The sequence below is a fragment of the Reichenbachiella agariperforans genome (assembly GCF_900142205.1).
Lineage (GTDB): Bacteria > Bacteroidota > Bacteroidia > Cytophagales > Cyclobacteriaceae > Reichenbachiella > Reichenbachiella agariperforans.
In genome coordinates this window covers 19,126-39,129 of the sequence record NZ_FRAA01000001.1, presented here as the reverse complement: position 1 = coordinate 39,129, position 20,004 = coordinate 19,126, and the positions used below count along the sequence as shown (strand labels likewise).

The 20,004-nt window shown below is 42.2% G+C and carries 16 protein-coding genes; 9 read left to right on the top strand and 7 right to left on the bottom strand.

Annotated elements, in window-relative coordinates:
- Window positions 1-106 precede the first annotated feature (106 nt).
- The 5 genes from BUB99_RS00130 to BUB99_RS00110 all read left to right on the top strand — a co-directional run bounded on the left by BUB99_RS00130 (window position 107) and on the right by BUB99_RS00110 (window position 7,361).
- Window positions 107-1,819: a hypothetical protein gene (locus BUB99_RS00130; RefSeq protein WP_073118322.1), complete on the top strand. Its 1,713-nt coding sequence runs from the start codon at window positions 107-109 to the stop codon at window positions 1,817-1,819.
- Between the two features lie 21 nt (window positions 1,820-1,840).
- Window positions 1,841-3,850 carry a LodA/GoxA family CTQ-dependent oxidase gene (locus BUB99_RS00125; protein ID WP_073118320.1) on the top strand — a complete coding sequence of 670 codons (2,010 nt, stop codon included), beginning with the start codon at window positions 1,841-1,843 and terminating at the stop codon, window positions 3,848-3,850.
- Complete coding sequence (locus tag BUB99_RS00120) at window positions 3,851-5,191, top strand: FAD-dependent monooxygenase (RefSeq protein ID WP_073118318.1); 1,341 nt, start codon at window positions 3,851-3,853, stop codon at window positions 5,189-5,191.
- Window positions 5,192-5,468: 277 nt separating this feature from the next.
- Window positions 5,469-6,452: a phosphotransferase gene (locus BUB99_RS00115; protein WP_073118316.1), complete on the top strand. Its 984-nt coding sequence runs from the start codon at window positions 5,469-5,471 to the stop codon at window positions 6,450-6,452.
- Between the two features lie 30 nt (window positions 6,453-6,482).
- Window positions 6,483-7,361, top strand: coding sequence for a 3'(2'),5'-bisphosphate nucleotidase CysQ family protein (locus BUB99_RS00110; protein WP_073118314.1), 879 nt, complete (start codon window positions 6,483-6,485; stop codon window positions 7,359-7,361).
- 578 nt (window positions 7,362-7,939) lie between these two features.
- Here the strand turns inward: BUB99_RS00110 and BUB99_RS00105 are convergent.
- Genes BUB99_RS00105 through BUB99_RS00095 form a run of 3 tightly spaced genes read right to left on the bottom strand, consistent with a single transcriptional unit; the run spans window position 7,940 to window position 11,269 of the window.
- Complete coding sequence (locus BUB99_RS00105; protein WP_073118312.1) at window positions 7,940-9,208, bottom strand: tetratricopeptide repeat protein; 1,269 nt, start codon at window positions 9,206-9,208, stop codon at window positions 7,940-7,942.
- On the bottom strand, window positions 9,205-10,152 hold the full coding sequence (rnhC, locus tag BUB99_RS00100; protein WP_221407470.1) for a ribonuclease HIII: 948 nt from the start codon (window positions 10,150-10,152) through the stop codon (window positions 9,205-9,207). The genes BUB99_RS00105 and rnhC overlap by 4 nt, the downstream gene beginning before the upstream one ends.
- A gap of 4 nt (window positions 10,153-10,156) precedes the next feature.
- Window positions 10,157-11,269, bottom strand: a complete 1,113-nt coding sequence (locus tag BUB99_RS00095; protein ID WP_073118310.1) for a type II toxin-antitoxin system RnlA family toxin — start codon at window positions 11,267-11,269, stop codon at window positions 10,157-10,159.
- 817 nt (window positions 11,270-12,086) lie between these two features.
- Between BUB99_RS00095 and greB the strand changes: the two genes are divergently transcribed.
- On the top strand, window positions 12,087-12,602 hold the full coding sequence (gene greB / locus BUB99_RS00090; RefSeq protein WP_073118308.1) for a transcription elongation factor GreB: 516 nt from the start codon (window positions 12,087-12,089) through the stop codon (window positions 12,600-12,602).
- A gap of 173 nt (window positions 12,603-12,775) precedes the next feature.
- Here the strand turns inward: greB and BUB99_RS00085 are convergent, their stop codons facing one another.
- Together BUB99_RS00085 and BUB99_RS00080 are read right to left on the bottom strand one after the other, a co-directional pair.
- On the bottom strand, window positions 12,776-14,005 hold the full coding sequence (locus tag BUB99_RS00085; RefSeq protein WP_073118306.1) for an RNA polymerase sigma factor: 1,230 nt from the start codon (window positions 14,003-14,005) through the stop codon (window positions 12,776-12,778).
- Entirely contained in the window at window positions 13,998-14,357 is a 360-nt protein-coding gene (locus tag BUB99_RS00080; protein WP_073118304.1) for a YciI family protein, read from the bottom strand. Before BUB99_RS00080 ends, BUB99_RS00085 begins: the two co-directional genes overlap by 8 nt.
- Before the next feature lie 486 nt (window positions 14,358-14,843).
- Here BUB99_RS00080 and BUB99_RS00075 point away from each other — a divergent pair, with 486 nt between their 5' ends.
- Window positions 14,844-17,054, top strand: coding sequence for a hybrid sensor histidine kinase/response regulator transcription factor (locus BUB99_RS00075; protein WP_073118302.1), 2,211 nt, complete (start codon window positions 14,844-14,846; stop codon window positions 17,052-17,054).
- A 336-nt stretch (window positions 17,055-17,390) separates the two neighbouring features.
- On the opposite strand, the gene BUB99_RS20320 is transcribed toward BUB99_RS00075, so the two are convergent.
- Window positions 17,391-17,546, bottom strand: a complete 156-nt coding sequence (locus BUB99_RS20320) for a hypothetical protein (RefSeq protein ID WP_170863691.1) — start codon at window positions 17,544-17,546, stop codon at window positions 17,391-17,393.
- A gap of 288 nt (window positions 17,547-17,834) precedes the next feature.
- Between BUB99_RS20320 and BUB99_RS00070 the strand changes: the two genes are divergently transcribed.
- On the top strand, window positions 17,835-18,392 hold the full coding sequence (locus tag BUB99_RS00070; protein WP_073118301.1) for a hypothetical protein: 558 nt from the start codon (window positions 17,835-17,837) through the stop codon (window positions 18,390-18,392).
- A 113-nt stretch (window positions 18,393-18,505) separates the two neighbouring features.
- Here the strand turns inward: BUB99_RS00070 and BUB99_RS20315 are convergent, their stop codons facing one another.
- Window positions 18,506-18,643 carry a hypothetical protein gene (locus BUB99_RS20315; RefSeq protein ID WP_158584100.1) on the bottom strand — a complete coding sequence of 46 codons (138 nt, stop codon included), beginning with the start codon at window positions 18,641-18,643 and terminating at the stop codon, window positions 18,506-18,508.
- Between the two features lie 278 nt (window positions 18,644-18,921).
- Between BUB99_RS20315 and BUB99_RS00065 the strand changes: the two genes are divergently transcribed.
- The gene (locus tag BUB99_RS00065; protein WP_073118299.1) at window positions 18,922-19,134 is read left to right on the top strand and encodes a hypothetical protein; all 213 of its coding nucleotides are present in this window, start codon (window positions 18,922-18,924) and stop codon (window positions 19,132-19,134) included.
- Window positions 19,135-20,004 lie beyond the last annotated feature (870 nt).

Genomic DNA, 20,004 nt, shown 5'->3' with positions numbered 1-20,004 from the left:
CGTTACCTTATATACCTAAATTTAGGGATTACATTTTATGGAGCGAAAGCTGAAATTACAGGTAGTATTAAACTAATACCATCTGAAAACTTCAACCAAACTATGTATGAACTTACCTAGAATTAATTTACCTCAACTGTCTAGGCGGCTACTGACCGTAGCTGCATGTGCAGGCGCTATGACGAGCTGCGTCAATAGCAGTACAACAACATCTCCACTCGAACAAGAGGTCGAGATTCCCTCAGGGATCACAGTCTCCTCAGCGTTGCCCGCTGACTTACCGAGTGGGGCAGCTAACGCCAGCTTGTCAGAAGCCGCTGAGTTCGCGTGGAACGAATTCATAGCGCTCAACTGGCCCGCAGTACCTCAGTCAGGACTCGCCAATACCCGAGATACACCTGATACGACTAAATTGTTCGGAGACCAAAGTGAGCCGCTTGTCTGGCATACTTACCGCTCCAAAGTAGAAATCTACCCATGGAACAGTCATTACCCCAACGGAAGCTTTATACAAGGAGACTCATTGGTGTTTGACTATGACGCATTACCAGCGTATTTCTACAAAGACTCTATACCTCCATGTGCGGAAGCGTCTAACCAGACAGCATTGGTCAATCTGGATGAGACCTCACAGATTTCACTCAACTTCATGTTTGCGGGTATCAACCCGGCAGAAGCTACAGCAACTAATTCCTCTCCTCAACTGATTCGTTTTTTAGCCAAAGGCAATCGGTCACACTTTGATTATGTGACGAGCAAAGGCTATTTCAATCACGGAGGGAGTTATTATGATGATGTACAACGATACTCCAATGCCATTGCCAATGACAAAGTAGTCCCAGAGGACAGCATCGTGAGTTTCCCTTCTGGAACCATCATGGTCAAGGCAGCATGGAGACTCTTGACTGCCAAGGATACCCTCAGTCAGTACCATACGACTAAGGTGCGCTACTATGAAAAAAAGGGAGAGGATGCATGCTACTATGAAGATACACAGTGGGGACTGGTAGCGTTACACATTATTCACAAAACACCTACAGCGCCGTATTTTACATTTGCTACATTCGAGCAAAAAGACAACCTACTGACTACAGATGGCAAACCCATCGAAGATGCAGAAGGAAAGGTAATCAATCCTTCTGGCTTTGATACACCTACCACGCCAGAGGTGAAACATACTGACTCGCCTAGTACGGGCACCACCACTACTGTTAACGGGCCTTTCTGTGATGACAATGATGATAGACTGTTCTATCTCAATACAGCCAATGGGCTGCCTTCGTCTGGCAACAGCCAACAAGGTATATGTGTCAACAGCCGCTATCATGATATCCCAGAGACAATCATAGCCGCCAACACAAGTGCCCATCAGGCCATCGCGTCGTATGATGCTGCCAATGGCATCTCTAATTCACCTTGGCGTCATTACAAGTTGGTCAATATTCAGTATCAGCCTTTTGATACGACTGCCATCGATACCGCAAATAAACCAGCAGCTACTTACTATCAGGCCAATATCGTCGTAGAGACCAACTATACCTTGCAGAAGTTTGGTGGACGCCAAATTGCCAATGGCAATGAGGCAGGGCAAACTTCCAACTATGGACCAGATGGGCAGCCGTTTTACAATGTACACTTGCCAGCGGGTACGCAGTACACGCAGTTCAATATGGGCGGATGTATGGGATGTCATGGCAATGCCCAAGTGGCAGGTGCTGACTTTAGTTTTATCCTCAGAGGCGGGCCTGTACTAGAACCAGATGTCCCAGAGATAGATGCAGAGAACCTAGCCGCTCTCAAAGCGAAATACCGTTTTTAATCAACCTAAACATCATCATTCATGTCTACAAAATATAAAATACACCCTGCGATTGGTATTGCCAGAGTAGGGGATAGCGAATCTTATTATATAGCACCATCTACTGCTGGAGCACTACCTACTGAATACTCTACACCGCCTCCAGCAGGCGTACACTTTAGAGATGCCAGTGACAAGCTACTCAGACAGGCCGCTAAATTTCAAGTCTATGCTTACGAGTCTGGAAACGCTGAAGGTACTGTGGTCACAGCGGGAACCAATGGCATCAAAGCCATCAAATGGACTGCTTGGATTGCCAATAAGAAATCAAGTTGGTTTCAGTTCATGCAGCAGACTGGGTCTGGTATGGGACCTTATGTCCCGGGTACAGAAGTTCCATCACCCGCTAGTGCGCCTTATGTCTACAAAAATGATTTGGGCTATCAGGCCAACAATGCCAACAACCCCTACGTGCCCAATGAACCAATAGCTATTACCAACCCCGGTCAACCACCGGCCATTCCTACAGATAACACGAAACCTACCAATCCTTTGCGGTTCAACCTGAGCTTGAACACCTCTAATGATCCTAATACCATGGCAGACGCTAGTCGTCAACCCTTGATTTTAGATCCTGGACCTATTACGCTGACTGGTCCGAGCCAGTCAGGCAACTTTGATTTGAGTCCCTTCACTTACCCGTTCTTATCACAGTTGCAGCCATTTCCTATCAGTACTTTAGGATCTGCACAGACCAACGCTACAGGAGACCTCATCGTGCTAGGAGGATTTGGCAACTCAGGCACGACCAATCCAGGAGGTCCCGTGATCTCAGCTTATGCCAACAACGAAGGATGGTTCGATGACATAGCAGATGGCCCTGTGACAGCAGTATTGGTTATGGACGATGGGAGTGAAGTCCCCGTTGATGCTTCGGCATGGGTCAGTGTAGGCCCACCAGCTTATGCACCCGAAATCCTCAATCAGGTCAACCTATACGATGATATGTATGACATCTTCGTCAGAGAGCTCAACTATGACCCAAGCCTGTTTGCCAATGGTGAATTCCAGACCTCTTATGTGCCGAACTACTTTTCGGAGATTCTGCCGATACTAGAGCGTCCAGAGTTCTATCAATACGTAGCGGCGATCCCTAGTCTCGGGACGACCAATCATAGAGCATTGTTAGAAGATGACCCACAGAAATTTGCCTCACTAGCGGTCAAATACCTCAGAGGGCGTGGCACACAAGGTAACCCAGAAGAGGGTCCTGCGGAGAACCAACCGCGACTCATGCCTTTGCTCGCTGGTGACAATCCGATCAGCAACTTCACGGCATCCAAGTTCCTAGGCTTGACTGCCACTCAGTTTTTCTTCCTAACTCAGTTTGCAGATGGCAAAGTGGACAAGACACCACCTACACCTTTGCCAGCAGGGGCTGCATTAGATCGTGCCAACCTAGACAACTGTGTAGGTGGTGCATTCTGTCCCGGAATAGAAATCACTTGGATTACAAGGAATACATCTATGTACAAGCCACTTCCTTTCGGCTATGATGCCTCTGATCTTTTTAGGATACAAACAAAAGATCTAGGACTGCTAGAGCAAGGCAAGCTATCGCTTACCAATGGAGCTGACAACAATTATTCTGCTGGACTAGAACCAGGAGACCTCAGCAAATACATGGCGCAACCTTGGCAGGCAGATTTTAACGAATGTTCTATCCAAAACATCAACCCTTCAGGGCCTAACAAACCTGTGATTAAAAATGCAGCGCTCTACTACTGGTGGTGGCCTGCACAGCGTCCCTATTCCGTCACACCGAAAGGCGCCAAAGAACAAGTGCAGTGGACGAGGGATTTTGTGGACGACTCCAACCAGACCGATGTACAAATGGTGACTTGCTGGAAGTACCTCGGCTTTGTGATGAAGGAAGGTTCATTTCCCGGGGCATTCGAAGTGGAACGTCTGACGAGTAAAATCAAGGCGTACGAGGTGCCGTCACTGTCTGTGGAGAAAGATGAAGTACTAAAGAAAAACCCAGACGAGTAGATGAAATTCCAGGTTATAATAATTGGTGGTGGCTGTGCAGGAGCAGCCACCGCTATTTCATTGCTACAGCAAGGTGTGGAGCATGTAGCGATATTGGAGCGAAGCAATTTTAGCCAAACTAGGGTAGGAGAAACAATCCAGCCACCTACTGCTCAGTTGATCATGGCACTAGAGGCTTGGGAGGATTTTACAGCAGTAGGGCATTTGGATGCGTTAGGTTCTGCATCAGTATGGGGTACGGATACGGTCTCTTACAAGGATTTTATGAACAGTACACACGGGCGCGGTTGGCATCTCGAAAGAAATGCCTTTGATAAAATGCTATTGGGTATCGCTGAACGCAAAGGAGTTACTGTATTTAGAACGACTGCCTTTCTTTCCTCTCAGAGAGAAAATAGCCAATGGCAGCTCTCCTGTCTGCGACATACTGGAGAGACGTTGACATTAGAGTCAGACTTTGTGGTAGATGCCACAGGTAGGGCGATCTCATTTGCCAAGCGGCAGGGGGCAGAGAAAGTCCTATTTGATGACCTGCACAGTGTGTACAGTTATTGGCAGCAGCCTGAGAATGACCGTGAGCGTTTTGATAGTACTTATACTTTGGTAGAAGCTGTCCCCGATGGTTGGTGGTATTCGGCACTATTACCCAATCATCAAATAGTAGTAGCCTTCATGACTGATAAAACGATCTTGAAGGACGAACAACTCAAAGACCGTGACAGTTTTATGACACAGTTACAGTTAGCAACACATACGGCCAAGCGCATGCAGCACTGTCAAATGTCCCATGCTCCCAAGGTGGCAGTGGCCAACTCCTATGTGCTGGATGAGATAACGGGAGACGGGTGGTTGGCAGTAGGTGACAGTGCCTCGGCCTATGACCCTTTGTCATCCTATGGGATACACAAGGCCTTGGACGCTGGGTTGAAAGCAGGTACAACGATTGCCAGTCATTTGAAAGGAGATACCGATAGTCTGACAGCGTATAGTCAGGAAGTGGTTAGCGAATTTGAAGACTTCATCCCGATGCGGTCGTCCTATTATCAGATGGAAAAACGGTGGGAAAATCTTCCATTCTGGAAGAGTAGACAGACCTGGGCAGGGATACATCCCATGGCCAAACTAAAAGCTACCGACGAGCCTACCGGTATGAGACGGATCAACAGAATCTTACCCGACCGCAAGTTGAAAGAATTGTGTGAACTCTGTACGACCACCCAAAAAGCGCATGAATTGGTACAGGCATTTCAAACACAAACCCAAGCACAATACCCTGACTGGCGCGTGATCAAAGCAGTGTCCTACCTCCAGCAGCACAATATGCTTCAGCAGATCTCTTAGATGTGATGAAGGGCAGTAAAGATTAATGTTCCACGGCTATAATATACTTTACGCAACAGAATATATAGTACTAAACAACAGTGAGTTATACAGCACCTTAAACCATCACTAGATGTTGGAAGTAGTGATGGCTCATAGAAGAAACCTATGAGAGTTAGTTTCGATTCTAAAAAGGCTCAATAGCAGTTTTTGTCCCTTTAGAATTTCATTCTCCACCAAACCCATGGTGCTTTCAGTTCATAGTGGTTTAGTTTTGAGGCAAGACAATTCCGCGTAGATGACAGAGCATATCCAGCAACAAATCCTAGAACATACCCAAAGCCAGTCCTTGGTTCACAGCGAACAGATCCAATCGCTATGGAGTGGTTATGGTCAGATCATTCGCTGTAGATTAGCAGGAGGGAAGTGCCCCAGTGTAGTGGTCAAGCACGTCCAACTGCCCGACCAAAACCATCATCCCAGAGGATGGAATACAGATATTTCGCATCAGCGAAAACTTAAATCCTACGAAGTAGAAATGAACTGGTACGCATCACGTGCGCAGCACTGCGACGCACACAGTCGAATCCCAGCGCATATCTACAGCTGGCAACAAGAAGGAGAGATGCTCATAATCCTAGAAGATCTAAACACTGCTGGATATCCTAGTCGTAGGTCAAATCTTGCCTTACCTGAAATCAAAACATGCCTCAGTTGGCTGGCACATTTTCATGCGCGACACATGGGAGAGCAGGCGCCCGAACTATGGCCTATAGGTACGTATTGGCATCTGGATACCAGACCTGACGAATGGTACGTCATGCAAAACCAAGCACTCAAATCTGCAGCGAAAGCCATCGATACACGACTCAACCAAGCGACGTACCAGACACTAGTACATGGAGATGCCAAGCTGGCCAATTTCTGTTTTTCTGAAGATGGGACGCAAGTCGCAGCGGTGGATTTTCAATACATCGGTCGGGGGTGTGGCATGAAAGACGTAGCATATTTCCTCAGCAGTTGCCTGACCGAATCAGCGTGCGAAGCGCTAGAGTCAGAACTATTGTCATACTACTTTGAGATCTTGAGTACTGCTTGTAACGAGTATAAGTTAAAGCTTAACACACAGCTGCTTATCAAGGAATGGACAGATCTCTATAGATATGCATGGGCAGATTTCTACAGGTTCTTAGACGGATGGAGTCCTGGCCATTACAAGATGAACCACTACAGTCAGCGCATCACCGAACAAGTCCTCAGTGAGTTGAAAGAACAAGCCTAAAATCTAACATCTAAACCCTAGTCTACATCTATGAAAGCCGCTGACCTTAAAACGCTCGCACAACTCGCTGAACAAGCTGCCGCTATCGCAGCAGACTTTATCCGCCAGTATAGCCACGGTGACATCACTGTAGAACTTAAATCGGGCATGAGTAGCAAAGCTTCAGAAGTCGTCACATGGGTCGATCTACAGTGCCAGACACTGATCTTAAACCATCTACAGGAGAGCATCGCACACTATGATTTAGGGTTGCTCACCGAGGAGTTGCCAGACGATGGATCACGCTTGACCAAGGATTATTTCTGGTGTATCGACCCCTTAGATGGTACACTAGCGTTTACCGAACGCAGACCTGGCTATGCGGTCAGTATCGCACTTGTGAGTCGTACAGGTGTACCCATGATCGGTGTAGTACACGAGCCAATCACCGACCAGCGTATCGTCGCAGTTCGGGGACAGGGCGTACAGTCATCTTTAGAACGTACCCTCGATAACCAAGCAACCCCTGATCAACTCATATGCTGTCTGGATCATGTCATGGCAGAGCATCCGCGCTACGCTGCACTGCGTACGATGCTAGACGAGCTCACACACTCTCAGGCACTGACTAGTACCAGATACATCTCCGGAGCTGGTGCAGTACTACAGGCATGCCAAGCGTCACTGCATGAGCATGCGGTATTCTTTAAGATTCCCAAAGTGACACAAGGCGGTGGCTGTATCTGGGACTATGCCGCTACAGCTTGTATTTTTGAAGAGCTAGGCTATCACGTGACAGATCTATATGGAGCACCACTACAACTCAATAATCCTAAGTCACTGTATATGAATCACTGTGGCGTACTGTACAGCAGCCGAAAAGAACTCGCACAGGACATCATAGATTGGTTTCAATCCATCGAGAGGTGAGTCCTTGGAATACTCTATTTAACATAATATTAATTATGTAACATGATTAGCATTTTACGACCAGACCGCCAGGCATGGTTAATATAAGATCAGTTATCGAATCTTTAGTTCGATAACTGATCTTATATTAAAGTAAAATGCGACCTCTATAACTGAATCTATCATGTTGGATATAATTCTATATTATGTTAACCAGCAAAGCTGGACTTTGACGTGCACGTTTATGATTTCAAATACGCCATTCTCAGGCGTTAAGAATTTTGCCTGCGATACACTTGCTTGTCAACGCTCTGTTTGGCTCACAGCACAGCCCTTGAATAAACCTCGTCATTGCGAGGAACCTTTGTGAAGCATTGGTGACGTGGCAATCTCCTTGCTACTGGCAGAATAGCTCACAGGTCTTCTGTCTTTCATCTGTGTTCGCGGTGACGCTTAAGCCGCTGAGCTTTTACTTTTTCATCAATGGAAAAAGTAAACAAAAAATCTAGACAGAAAAATGCTAAAATGCTTCCACCCACAGGGCTCACGCGCACCCCGCTATTCTGCCTTTCCTCCCCACCTGGTCGTAAGATCGGATTCTACTTAACATAATGTATATTGATTGCTATCCATGATTCCTTTTTCTTTTTTTTGTCAAAAGACTTCTTTAGATCAAATCGAACCAGTGTACCATTACTAACGGATTGGGGTAACTCACTTTTGAAACAGAAAAATGATTCCTTATCTCTTGTTGCTATAAAGCAAAATGGTTTATTTGGATCTCCTAAATTCACCTTGCCTCTCAGATTTTTTCTCTTCGCATGTACTAATTCTGTGTCAGGAGTATTATTCTTCCAAACTTCCTTACACATATTATGTAATTCCTTTTCATTAAGATTTTCATCTATTTTTTCTCCAGATGCTGAAAGATCATTGATTATCATATCAATATCATTTGAAACTCCCCACCCCTCTCTTTCGCGCACTTTGTTTATCAATATTAAATGCGCAAGTGCATTTTGAACTTGGTTTTTGTCGATTAGAATATCTGCTAATTTTTTGAATAATTTGACTTTATGACCAAGGGGCCCTATGCTGTGTGCTGCCTTACAAAAGGCGGCAAATGCCTCATCTGATTTGCCATTTTTCATCAAAATTTCTCCATACTCATTTAATAACCACCAATCTGAATTTGGTTTTCTTATCAGTTCACTATAAATCTTCTCACCTTCTTTAAATTCATCTTGCGAAATCTTAGAAATTGCAATTTCTCGCTTAAAGAACTTCTTTTTACGAGGAAACTTATCTACAACTGATAGTGCCAACTCATATGCAGCCTCATGACTACCAGATTTATTGAGAGTTGCTACTTTATAGTAGTACCACAGCTCTTGGTCTGTCCAATCTTTTTTTATTTCATTTTGATCTTCTAATTCGACAGGATCAATTCTGTCAATCCATTCTAGAATTGTATTCCAATCCTTGTTCTTTTTGGCACTTTTAAGAACTTTAAATACAACAGTCTTTAACGCTATGAATTCAGGCTCCAATTCTAGAATTTGATTCCCTATAGTTATAACTGTATTTGTATCCTCATCTTCGGGCAGCCTATACAGTTTACCTTGAATTATTGTCCATATGCACTCAATTTTAACCCAATTAAAATCTGAGTATTTTTCAATTATTTCATCAAGTATTTCAAGTGATTGTTCAAATTCACCTAACTTTCGATAACAATGAAGTAGGCCAGCAGCTGAGAATTTATCGTTCCCCTCCTTCCAAACTTCCAGGTATAGCTCCTTGGCTTCTTTGAAATCTCCATTCTTCCTCAGATCATTTGCTTTTTGACTTTTTTCAATCTGGTTCATATGACCTGTTCAGTTGTTTTGAAGTGTAGTTTTGCAACGTTAGTCAACTGTTCTTGACCATATTTACCAACAAATTCACGTGCTTGATCAACAACTAAACTTGAAGCGCCCTTGGAGAAATCAATTGAATATTCGATACTGATTTTCTTTAATTTTTCTAAGAATCTCTCTCTAGCCAAAATTGATGCTGCGGCTACTGATGTATATCTTTCTGCTTTATGTTCCTGTATTAATTGAATATTTTTTCCTTTGTCTTGAAGCTTATTAATAATAAATTTTTCATCTGCAAACTGGTCTGATATTGCAATTTTGGAATCTACCTTTTCTAGTAGTTCTTCAATTGCTTTAGCATGACTCCATGCCAGTAATACATTTAAGTTTTTGCCTTCATTTTTAAATTGCGTATATAGATTGTTGTAAGTAACTGGAGGTATTTCAATTACAACAAATTTTCCGTTACAACTTTTCTTGATGATTTGGGCTAGCTCAATTATTCTAGAATCGCTTATCTTCTTACTATCTCGTATCCCACTTCTGTCCAGAACATTTTTTATTTCTTTATTAACCCAGACACTTGCAGTTACAAGGGGTCCAAAATAGTCTCCCTTACCAGATTCATCTGTCCCAATATTTGGGTACTCTATATTTGAACCTTGTTCACTTGATATGCTATCATTAATAGATACAGTTGATGTCTCCCCCTCAAGAATCCATTTTATTTGCTGTTTTTTTGATTCATCATTTATTTGTGAATAATCATATTTAACGATTCCCTTATTGTTTCTAAAAATTCTGACAATACCAATAGCACCACCTTTTTTGAGAACTGAAAACTGTATGCCATAGCTTATTTCCTTGAAGTTTTGGGTTACATATTCTTCTTTTTCCAGTCGCAATCTAGATTCCTGATATATTTCTAAGAGAATTTCTTGGCTATCCATCATTATTTTAAGGGGTTAATCCACCAAATTCTGACTTACCGAAGTATTCAAAAAGCTCTTTGATATTTGCTAATATTTCATCTAGCTTTTTCGAGGCTTCTTCAAAGGAATTTATTTTTGTCGCGGTACTATCATCGCTATGCATCATGAAGTTCCTAGTCATGTCTAGCGAAAGACTAAACTTCTTGAGGTAGCTATCAGCTACTCTTTCTTTTGCCTCGATTGACTTCCGATTGGGATGGTTTTTGTCGTTTAGAAATCCAAAAGTTGCGGTTTTTATGTCAAAATGATTCGCAGGAAACAGCCCAATTTTGACCAAGGTTTTTTTTGCAAAACCCTCAAATGCCTTGGACGCTGGCATTACTATAGGAGAAAATTCGGGCAAGGGAATATTTGCAAGTCTGAGACATTCAGCCGCAACTAGCCACTTTTGATCATGGCTTTCTAAAAAGTCAAAGCATTCTGAAGTAATTGATTCTTTAATATTTTCAGTTGCTTTAGTCAGTATATCAAGCGTTAATGTATCTGATAAGGCTTTAATATTCTGTTCACTATCAGAAACAAAACGAGCAGCAACCTCATTCGCCGTAGGATTAGCGAGCTTTTCTATCTCGTCACAAACATCATTGAACAGTGAATCATCTTTACCTTGCAGAAAAAGAGTATCATTTGTGAATTGGGTAATTGTCAAAGATTGACTGCCCATTATCAATTTACCACGATATTGCTGACTAGAAGTAGGTGATTCCGTAATAGTAGTTACCACTCCATCAATTTCGCCCAATCTTTGTTTTACCGAATTCTGTAAATCACCTCCTAAGATGACATATTTTTGCGCACAGCTTTTGATTTTTAGTTTTTCTATATTCTCTAAAACTTGAGGGTCTTCTGAAATTCGGTTTTTTAATTCATTAAATTCCTGCCTCAACTTTAGCTTAGGGCTACCTCCCACTACTAAAGAACCCTTTTTATGATATAAATCAAGAGTGATTTTCTCGGTTAAATTGGTAACTATGAAATGTATACCGTGTGCTATTTCCTTTTTATTTGTTTTATAACCTTTCTCTTCACAATACTTATCTATGAAATCTTCTACAGGCTTTGATAAGGTGGTGCTCATAAATATTACATTTTAACATAAAAGTAATTGAAAACCACGTTTATATCCACTTATTACCGCACACATTTACCATTCCCACCAGCTTCCCTCCTGCCAAAAATGTCAAAAGAGTGCTCGTGCGTACCAAGAAGTGATGTGACTGTTTCAAAAAAGGGAAAAGCCAAACCCACACTATTAATACCCAACCCAAAACCCAAAGCTGATTGAACATAACACAGACCATTATATAACACAGCTGTTTAAACTTCCGGGCTGATTACCTATTATCGCTCAGCTACGCTATTCTCAGCCATTAGGGTTTTGTCCGTGATACACTTGCAGACCAACGCTCTGTTTGGCTCACAGAACAAGCCCTCGAGTAGCACGTCATTGCGAGGAAACTTTGCGAAGCATTGTTGACGTGGCAATCTCCTTGCTACTGGCAGTACAGCTCACAGGTCATCCGTCTTTCATCTGTGTTCGCAGTATGCCCTCATGCCGGGCAGACAAATACTTTTGGCATTGGCCCAAAAGTATTCAAAAACCCTAGGCAAAATAATCACCTGCCCAACGCACAAGCCAACCCACGCCCGGGATTTTGCCATGCCAACGCGCCTAGGTTGAGATAATTATATTTAACCTAATACTACCAGAATGATCCATTTTTCTTGTAGAACTCAACTTGTTCATAATGCCAAACCATACCCAAAAGCTGATTTAACAGAGACGTCTAGTCATAACACGATTACATTATAACACATCTATTGATAGTTCTACACAAGCAAACTATCTATCGTTATATTATCTTGCGAAAGTTTTCAAAACAAGATCATTGAATATGAGGCGAAAAATCCCAGAATCAACGCTACCAAAACTCAATCGCTCACAAATGATTACTTCCGAAGGCTTACAAAAACTGAGGGAAGAGCACGATCACTTGTGGCGAGTGGAACGTCCAGACGTCACTGCTAAGGTGACATGGGCCGCAAGTTTGGGAGATCGTTCAGAAAATGCCGATTACCATTACAACAAAAAGCGTCTTAGAGAAATTGATAGTCGCCTCCTTTATTTGCGTAAGTGCATTGATGACTTTAAAATCATCAACTACCACCCCAACCAAGAAGGGAAAGTGAACTTTGGTGCTTGGGTAGAAATTAAAAACGAAGCAAAAGGTCTCCAAAAACGTTTTCGTCTTGTTGGTTATGAAGAGTTAAAAAGTAACAAAGATTATATCTCTATGGACTCCCCAATGGCCAAAGCGCTTCTTGATAAAACTGTTGGAGATAAAGCGATAGTTAAAACCAAAATGGGTGATTTTGTATGGGAGATTCTTAAGATTGAGTATGACAAGTAGTGTACTTGGTCCGTTTTGAGCGTGGTTTTCAGAAGTTGAAAATGTATTTCTTCAAAGCGTTAAAATGCTGTACTAGGATCGGATAAGTATCGTTGCTGAAGTGTCACAGTAAATGAATTTCACTGATCCAAGGGTCGTCGAGGAATCCAACCCTATAGGCTATCGCCCTGCGATTAAACTTTACTTAGCGCTATTTCAAGCTTTCTCTGAATCAAAGTGGTTTCACTTTCCTTCTTGACTAGCTTGAGTGCCTTGTTCAAATGATTGATTTCTAGGTCTATATTTTCGTCCATTCGGTACAGCTCAGCCAATAGACAGAAGTAATGTACATTGTCTTGAAGCCCTAGTTTAAGCGCCTCTTCAATAGCTTTATGTGGAGATTGCGCTTTGGCTAAGGCATACGATCTATTCATGGCAATAATGGATGAATACTCTAAAGTCAGTAGTTTGTTATAAAGCATGAGTATTTGCTCCCACTTCCCTTCTTGGTCCTGTGTATGCCAAAAGGCGATGGTAGCTTCCAGATGATATTTAGACACCCGCTCTCCTTTTGAGGCCATTTTTAGATATTGTAACCCTTTTTGTATGAGCTCCTGATCCCATTGAGATTGATCCTGTTCGTCATAGCGTAAATCACCGCCACCACCTGATTGACGGGCCTTCAGTCGGGAGGCTTGAAAACACATGAGAGCAATCAAAGCCTGAACATGGTCAACCTCAAAGTGTCGTTGATTAGATAGGAATATGCCTAGTCTCATAGCTTCCCAGCACAGCTCATTTCGAATATTCTCTTCAGTCGTACTGCTGTAATAGCCTTCATTGAACACTAGGTAAATGACTCTCAATACATTATCAAGTCGGTCTTGATAATCTGAAGCAGTTAATTCTTCTTCTATTGAGATTCTCCCTTGTAGCGTTTTTTTAGCTCGATATAGTTTCTTATTGACTGACTCCTTATTGGATAGCAGAGCTTTGGCAATCTCTTCCGTGCTAAACCCACATAGAATGCGAAGAGCAATGCACAACTGTGCTTCACGATTGAGTTCTGGGTGGCACAGCAAAAAGATCATTCTCAATTGACTATCCTCAATCAGTTTTTCGGTAATCTCAATGGATTCAAATTCTTCCGATCGATTAGCAACTTCTTTGCTGATTTTATCCTTGAAGTTCTTCAGACGACGATAGTCTTCATAATAAAGGTTTTGCGCCACCTTTCTTAACCACGCCCGAGGGTATTGAGGGATGCCCTTGTGAGACCAAGCCTTCATAGCCTTCAAAAAAGTCTCTGAAACTATGTCCTCAGCTAATTGAAGATCTTTAAGACCATAATAATTGCTGAGTACAGCAATCAGGTTGCTGTACTCAGTTTTAAAGATCTCAGTTAGTTTCTGTTGATCAATCACTAGGGATATCTCCAGTTGGCATCACTTCCCTGACCTCTACTTTTCCACCATTGTCTAATGCTGGGCATCCTTTGGTCAGCGCGACAGCTTCTTCTAGATCTTTAGCAGTTACCAGAGTAAACCCTCCCACAATTTCTTTAGTTTCTGCGAAAGGCCCATCTGTAATAGATCCATCGGCATGCACCGTCTTGCCTTCAAAGCCTAGTGCTTCACCAGCATTCTTCAGTTTTCCTTGCGCTCCGATCCCTCCGATCCAATCCATCCATAATTTGATTTCAGCCTCTATTTCGTCAGGTGTTGGCTCAAAATTTGGATTGGGTTCACTGCGGAAAAGCATCATAAAATCTTTCATGTCTTTTTGTTTTTAAGTTATTAATATGATTTCAATTCTTTAATGATTGAATTCAATTAAATAGGACAAGCATTAAATATTTTATTTAAAATTAATCTGATACGGTTATATGTATCTTCTTTGACTACTTTCTTGGTACTATTTAGTCGTGCCATGAGCTAAAAGCCATAGCAGAGTTCGCCCTAGAGGAGCGACCCCAGCTTTTAGAAAAACTCGGCGTGGTAGTTTCCTCCTAATCAGTCCATCTACCATTATTCCCCGACTAGTTCGGAAAATCCTTCCCCTTACCGTTGTACTTCCTGTTTTCAAGACAAAAAGTAAGATCTTGTCTGGCTTGAAGACACGCTGCGTACTTGACGACTTTTTCATTGCTATGCCATCAACAAATATTAAATCAACGTTTCTTTTAGAGGTGTTGAACGTTTATCTTGCCTCGGTTCGTCTAATATTGCAGTCACTGAATCGGTCACCATTAAAGCTTGCTATATGGATAAAAAGGAAATGTTCGGCCCACTAATACGATATTTTCTACCCACGGGACTTGATATCGCTTCGGATTGGACAGTCTTTAGTCGGATCCGGTACCTTATTTTTGGACATTTAATTACAGTCCTCATTGCCGTACTGGGAATAGTGGTAAATGTGGTACCATCGTTTGATAAATATCCTTTTGTAATTGATTTGGGATTGAGCCTGATCATGCTCGCAAATCTCTTTTTACTCAAGAGAAACTTCGTTCTCTGTCGATTCAACTTCTACGTCATTGTTTGGGCGATGGTGTTTGTTCTATCCACTTTTGTGCGACCATTGTGGGGGTACCAATATTACTTTATGGTCTGGTCTGCCTCCGCTGTAATGCTCTTTCACAAGGAGTTTTATATCTATCTGATATTTCTCTTAGGCGCATCCTCATTTTTTCTATCACTACTATTGTCAGGAAGTCTAGGGACAGAGATCAATTTCAATCCGCTATTTATTTTCTTGTTATGGTTTCTTATTTTCAGGTTCTTCCACTCAACTAATCGCTACTACATCAAAACCATCAATCAGAAAAATCAACAGCTTGAAAACGATAAAAAGTTAATCACCCAGCAAGCGGAAAAAATCGAACAAATCAGTCTTCAAAAAAATCAATTCTTCACAAATATCTCCCATGAGATCCGAACACCCCTCACCCTAATTACCGCACCCATTCGTCAACTGGTGGAAGAAGCGCTATATCTGGAGCCTGAGCATATGCAAAAGCTGCTATTGGCAGACTCAAATGGAAAGAGGCTGACCAACCTGGTAGAAGAAATCCTCAATATATCTAAGCTGGAAAGTGGTCATTTACCACTGAAAGTCAAAGAGTCTGACCTCCCTTCCTTTCTCAAAGGAGTACTGAGTTCGTTCTCTTCGTTAGCAGAAACAAGAGATATTCAATTGAAACTTGAGTCACCTTTTGAGAAGTTTTCCTGCTGGTTTGATCAGGGCAGCTTGGAAAAAATTACGATCAACCTGCTGTCTAATGCTTTCAAATTCTCAGAGATGGGTGCGACTATAGTTGTTTCCTTATCAGAAGAGCAAAGAGAAATCGTTAATCTCACCGTGAAAGACACAGGCAGCGGTATTTCGCAGGAGGATTTACCTAATATATTCGAGCGGTTTTATCATACCGAAAGTGACATCCAACCGAGTTCAGGTCTTGGGCTGAGCATCGTGAAAGTCATCGTCGAGCGCTTAGGAGGAACCATCGAGGTGAAAAGCGAAATTGGCCAGGGGTCAGAGTTCAGCATTTCTTTTAATGTTAGTAAGGACCATTGGGACTCGAGGGACCTGATGGATAAACAAACGGAAAAACCTGACGCAAAGAAACAGAAGCAGGAAGTCGATATATTTTCTAGGGAATTGAACAGAAATTTCATAGAAAATGAGACCAATGCAGAAAGCATACTAATCATTGAAGACAATCATGAAATGAGGTCATTTCTCGCTAATACCCTATCGGATAGGTTTCAAATTCACATAGCACCGGACGGGCAAATCGGAGTTGAAATGGCCATAGACATTGTCCCAGATCTGATTATCTGTGACGTGATGATGCCCAAAAAAGATGGAACTCAGGTATGTTCAGAACTGAAACAAAATGAAATCACCAATCACATCCCCATTATTCTGCTCACGGCAAAAGCAGATCAGAAAAGCAAACTAACAGGACTGAAAAATGCCGCGGATGATTATGTAACCAAGCCATTTGACAGCTCGGAACTTAAAGCTCGAATCGGCACTTTATTAGGCAATAGGAAACTGATAATCGAGAAATTCAGAAACCAGCCACTATTCAAATCTCCGGATCCTTCCATACTCTCAGCTGATAAAGTATTCTTGGAGAAAATTAAAAAGAGTATTGAGGAGAATTATAGCCAGGAAAGTTTTACGGTCGAAAGCTTGGCCGAAAATCTGAATATGAGCAGAAGTCAGCTCAATCGTAAACTCCAGAGCCTGATAAGCACCCCCCCCAAATCTCTAATCCGTGAATTTAGACTACAAAAGGCGTATACCCTTTTAGTAAGTGAAGCAGCAACGATCTCAGAAATAGCCTACCGGACTGGGTTTTCCAGCCCAAATTACTTCAACACGGTATTTAAAGAAACCTTTGGGCAATCACCAGGCGAAGTAAAAATCACCCCAACCAAAAGGAGAAAAATTGACGGCTGATTATGCTTCAAAAGCAGAGGTTCTCAAGCATGGTTAACATAAGATCAGTTATGACATCTTTAGTGGTATAACGTTACCGACCTTATGCTAAAGTAAAATGCGACCTCTACAGCAGACTGCTAGTTTTATAATTTGAATCTAATACACATGCTTGCCAACACTTTGTTTCGCTCACAACACAGGCCATAATAAACAGCGTCTGAACCTGCTTCATTTGATGTCATTCTGAGAAATCGACAACTGCCAAGCCATAGGTGAGGTAAGAATCCCCCAATTCTAGCAGACAATGCATGAGGCTTTCGCTGACTATCCTTTCAGAGAAGGCTACATTACATTTCAAGTCTGTGCAGACTTGAAGCTAAACCCGCCCAGACTTTGATCCAAGTCTGCGCAGGCTTGGTAATAAGTCCGCGCAGATCTGGGGTCAGGTCCGCGCAGACTTGTGATGAGCAAAGACATGATCTTTAAGATGGTTAGAAGGGGGATTTTCATGAGTAAAGTCATTGTTGCAGAGCATGTGCTGTAGCATCAACAATTCAAGGGCGACTTTTCGCTAAAAGAGACATATCTTTTTGCCTAGCCTATTGACCTACCCAGACCGTAGTTTCCCATCCTATGGTAGGCTTGAGTGGTTCGAGACCATACTTCTAAGCAAGCCATAGACCAGCTCCTATGGCTTGCTCTTCTATCTATTTGTGTCAAATGGGGCATTTGTCAAGGTGCTGGCAGTCCTTTGGCATCATTTTTACTTATCATCGCTTAGGAAAAAATCTATGCACTATGAAAATCTCAAACACACTGATATTGTTGTCTATCCTATCTTTTTCGTTGTTGTGGGCCTGTGAGGGGCCTGCCGGTATACCTGGTCAAGATGGAGCAAACGGAGAAAATGGCGAAGAAGGCTATGCATTCGAGTACACGCTGACCTTTTCTGCGCCTGATTATGGCGCGGTGTTAGAGTTGCCCAGCGATTTTACGATGCTGGATTCGGATGTGATGATGGTCTACCTCCTATGGGAAATCACCGATGATGGTACCGAGATATGGAGAGCACTGCCTCAGAGCCTGTATTTTACGGACGGTATCTTGAGCTACAACTTTGACTTTACCAAGTACGATGCGCGTGTCTTTCTAGATGGTACAGTAGACCTAGATGGATTAGGGGCTGACCTGACCGACAACTGGATCGCACGAATAGTCGTCCTGCCTGCCCAGTTTGTCAATGCACGTACGAAACTAGACTACACCGATTACAATCAAGTCAAAGCATATCTAAACCTCCCTGATACTGACCATACTACTGGCTCGTACCCTACCCGCCCAGCGGTATCAGAATAAACCCCACGAATCGAATAAGCTACCGCATAGCTGACCCATTTTTTACACACGCTACAAAACAAAGAAGGCTACCGTCACTGGTAGCCTTCTTTGTTTTGGTCTGGTCGGGATGTTTATCCCTTGTTGATTCTTGTAGTCACTTCATTTTCTAGCTCTGTACTCCTCTCGATTAGCTTCGTGGACTGCTCGTTCAACTTCTCTAGTAGTCTGATCATCTCGTCCATTTGGTTCAACTGCTGTACTCTTTTCATAGCTGTAAGTGTTTTTGTTTTTTGATTACAGGACAAACATAAAACAAAAACTTTATAAATAAGCACTTATATATAAAGTTTATTCATTTTTATATGAAAATAACTTAATGGATTAGTTCCAAAACATATAGTATGTTTGTCCATTCACTATAGTTTTGAGGTCAAATACCGCGATCAGAATCAGTATAGCGTGATAATGCAGCACAATCAAAGAGCACTAACGATACCCCGAGACGGACTATAAATAGTATGAGAAAAATGAAAATAACTAGAAAGCTATGAGTGCACCCAAGCACATATTTACCGTGATCAAGGAGGGAGATATCAAAACAGCCTCGACGCTCAAGGGCGCTGCGGAGTATGCTGGAGTGTCCTATCAGCACCTGCTCCAGACCAAAGCGAAAGGCTTCAAAGTAGGAGATTCTTTCGAGATAAAGGGCTGGACCTTCTACAAAACGGAGTTGATGCGCGCCGAACGTTCAAAAACGTAACGCACTATATCACTGGTATTTACCCCCTCTCCTTGCCTCCCCTAGCGGGGATTTAGCAGGCTATACTGGTAGCCATTTGTATTTCTAGGAAAAGGTCCAAGATTCTTTGTTCGAAATCTATCTGCCGAACCAAATAAGAATTGTTTTTTGCTACGCCCACTATACAGACTACTCTCCATACTGTACTGCTGAATGTCGCTGGTGTCTTAGCTTATTGTCTCCTCAGAGATTGCCTAAAGACCATTACACACGAATAGAACAGTCACCTGTTCGATGACAATACCATTACAAATAGAATGTGGAGATTGTAAATCCAGCTTATACAATAGGGTTCGTTAGGAGAGTCAAAAGAACAAAGAACCAATGTATCGCTAAGGTTAAAGGACATCATTCAAGCAAAGCGACTGATTCACAGTTGTTTTGAATCAGAATAGATTTCGGATTACATATCTGGGGTAAACCTGACATAATAGTCTATGGGGTATATTTTTTATCAAAAAAGTACAATAGCACATATAGAAGGCTACAGTGTGTAAACACCTTTGTTCTGGCTATTTTAATTGTACTAATCCATGTTTATTGAGGAGTATTCGTAAATATTATTTCAATAATTGCATCATTCTAATATATAGTTTGATTATTTGAATTTTATTTCTATCTTTGAACCATAAGTTAGACCAAAACACTAAAGTCATGTTTAAAGCACTTTTTTCGAGAAACACAGATCCAACTGATAAGAAATTGAAATTGAAGTTCAGTAAAGAGGATAATTCATGGCTCGTCCTGAAAGGTCATAGCATCATGTTCATAGGCCAACAGGATCAGTGCAAAACATATATTAGCAACTTTAGCTAAAAAAAAAGGAGAACC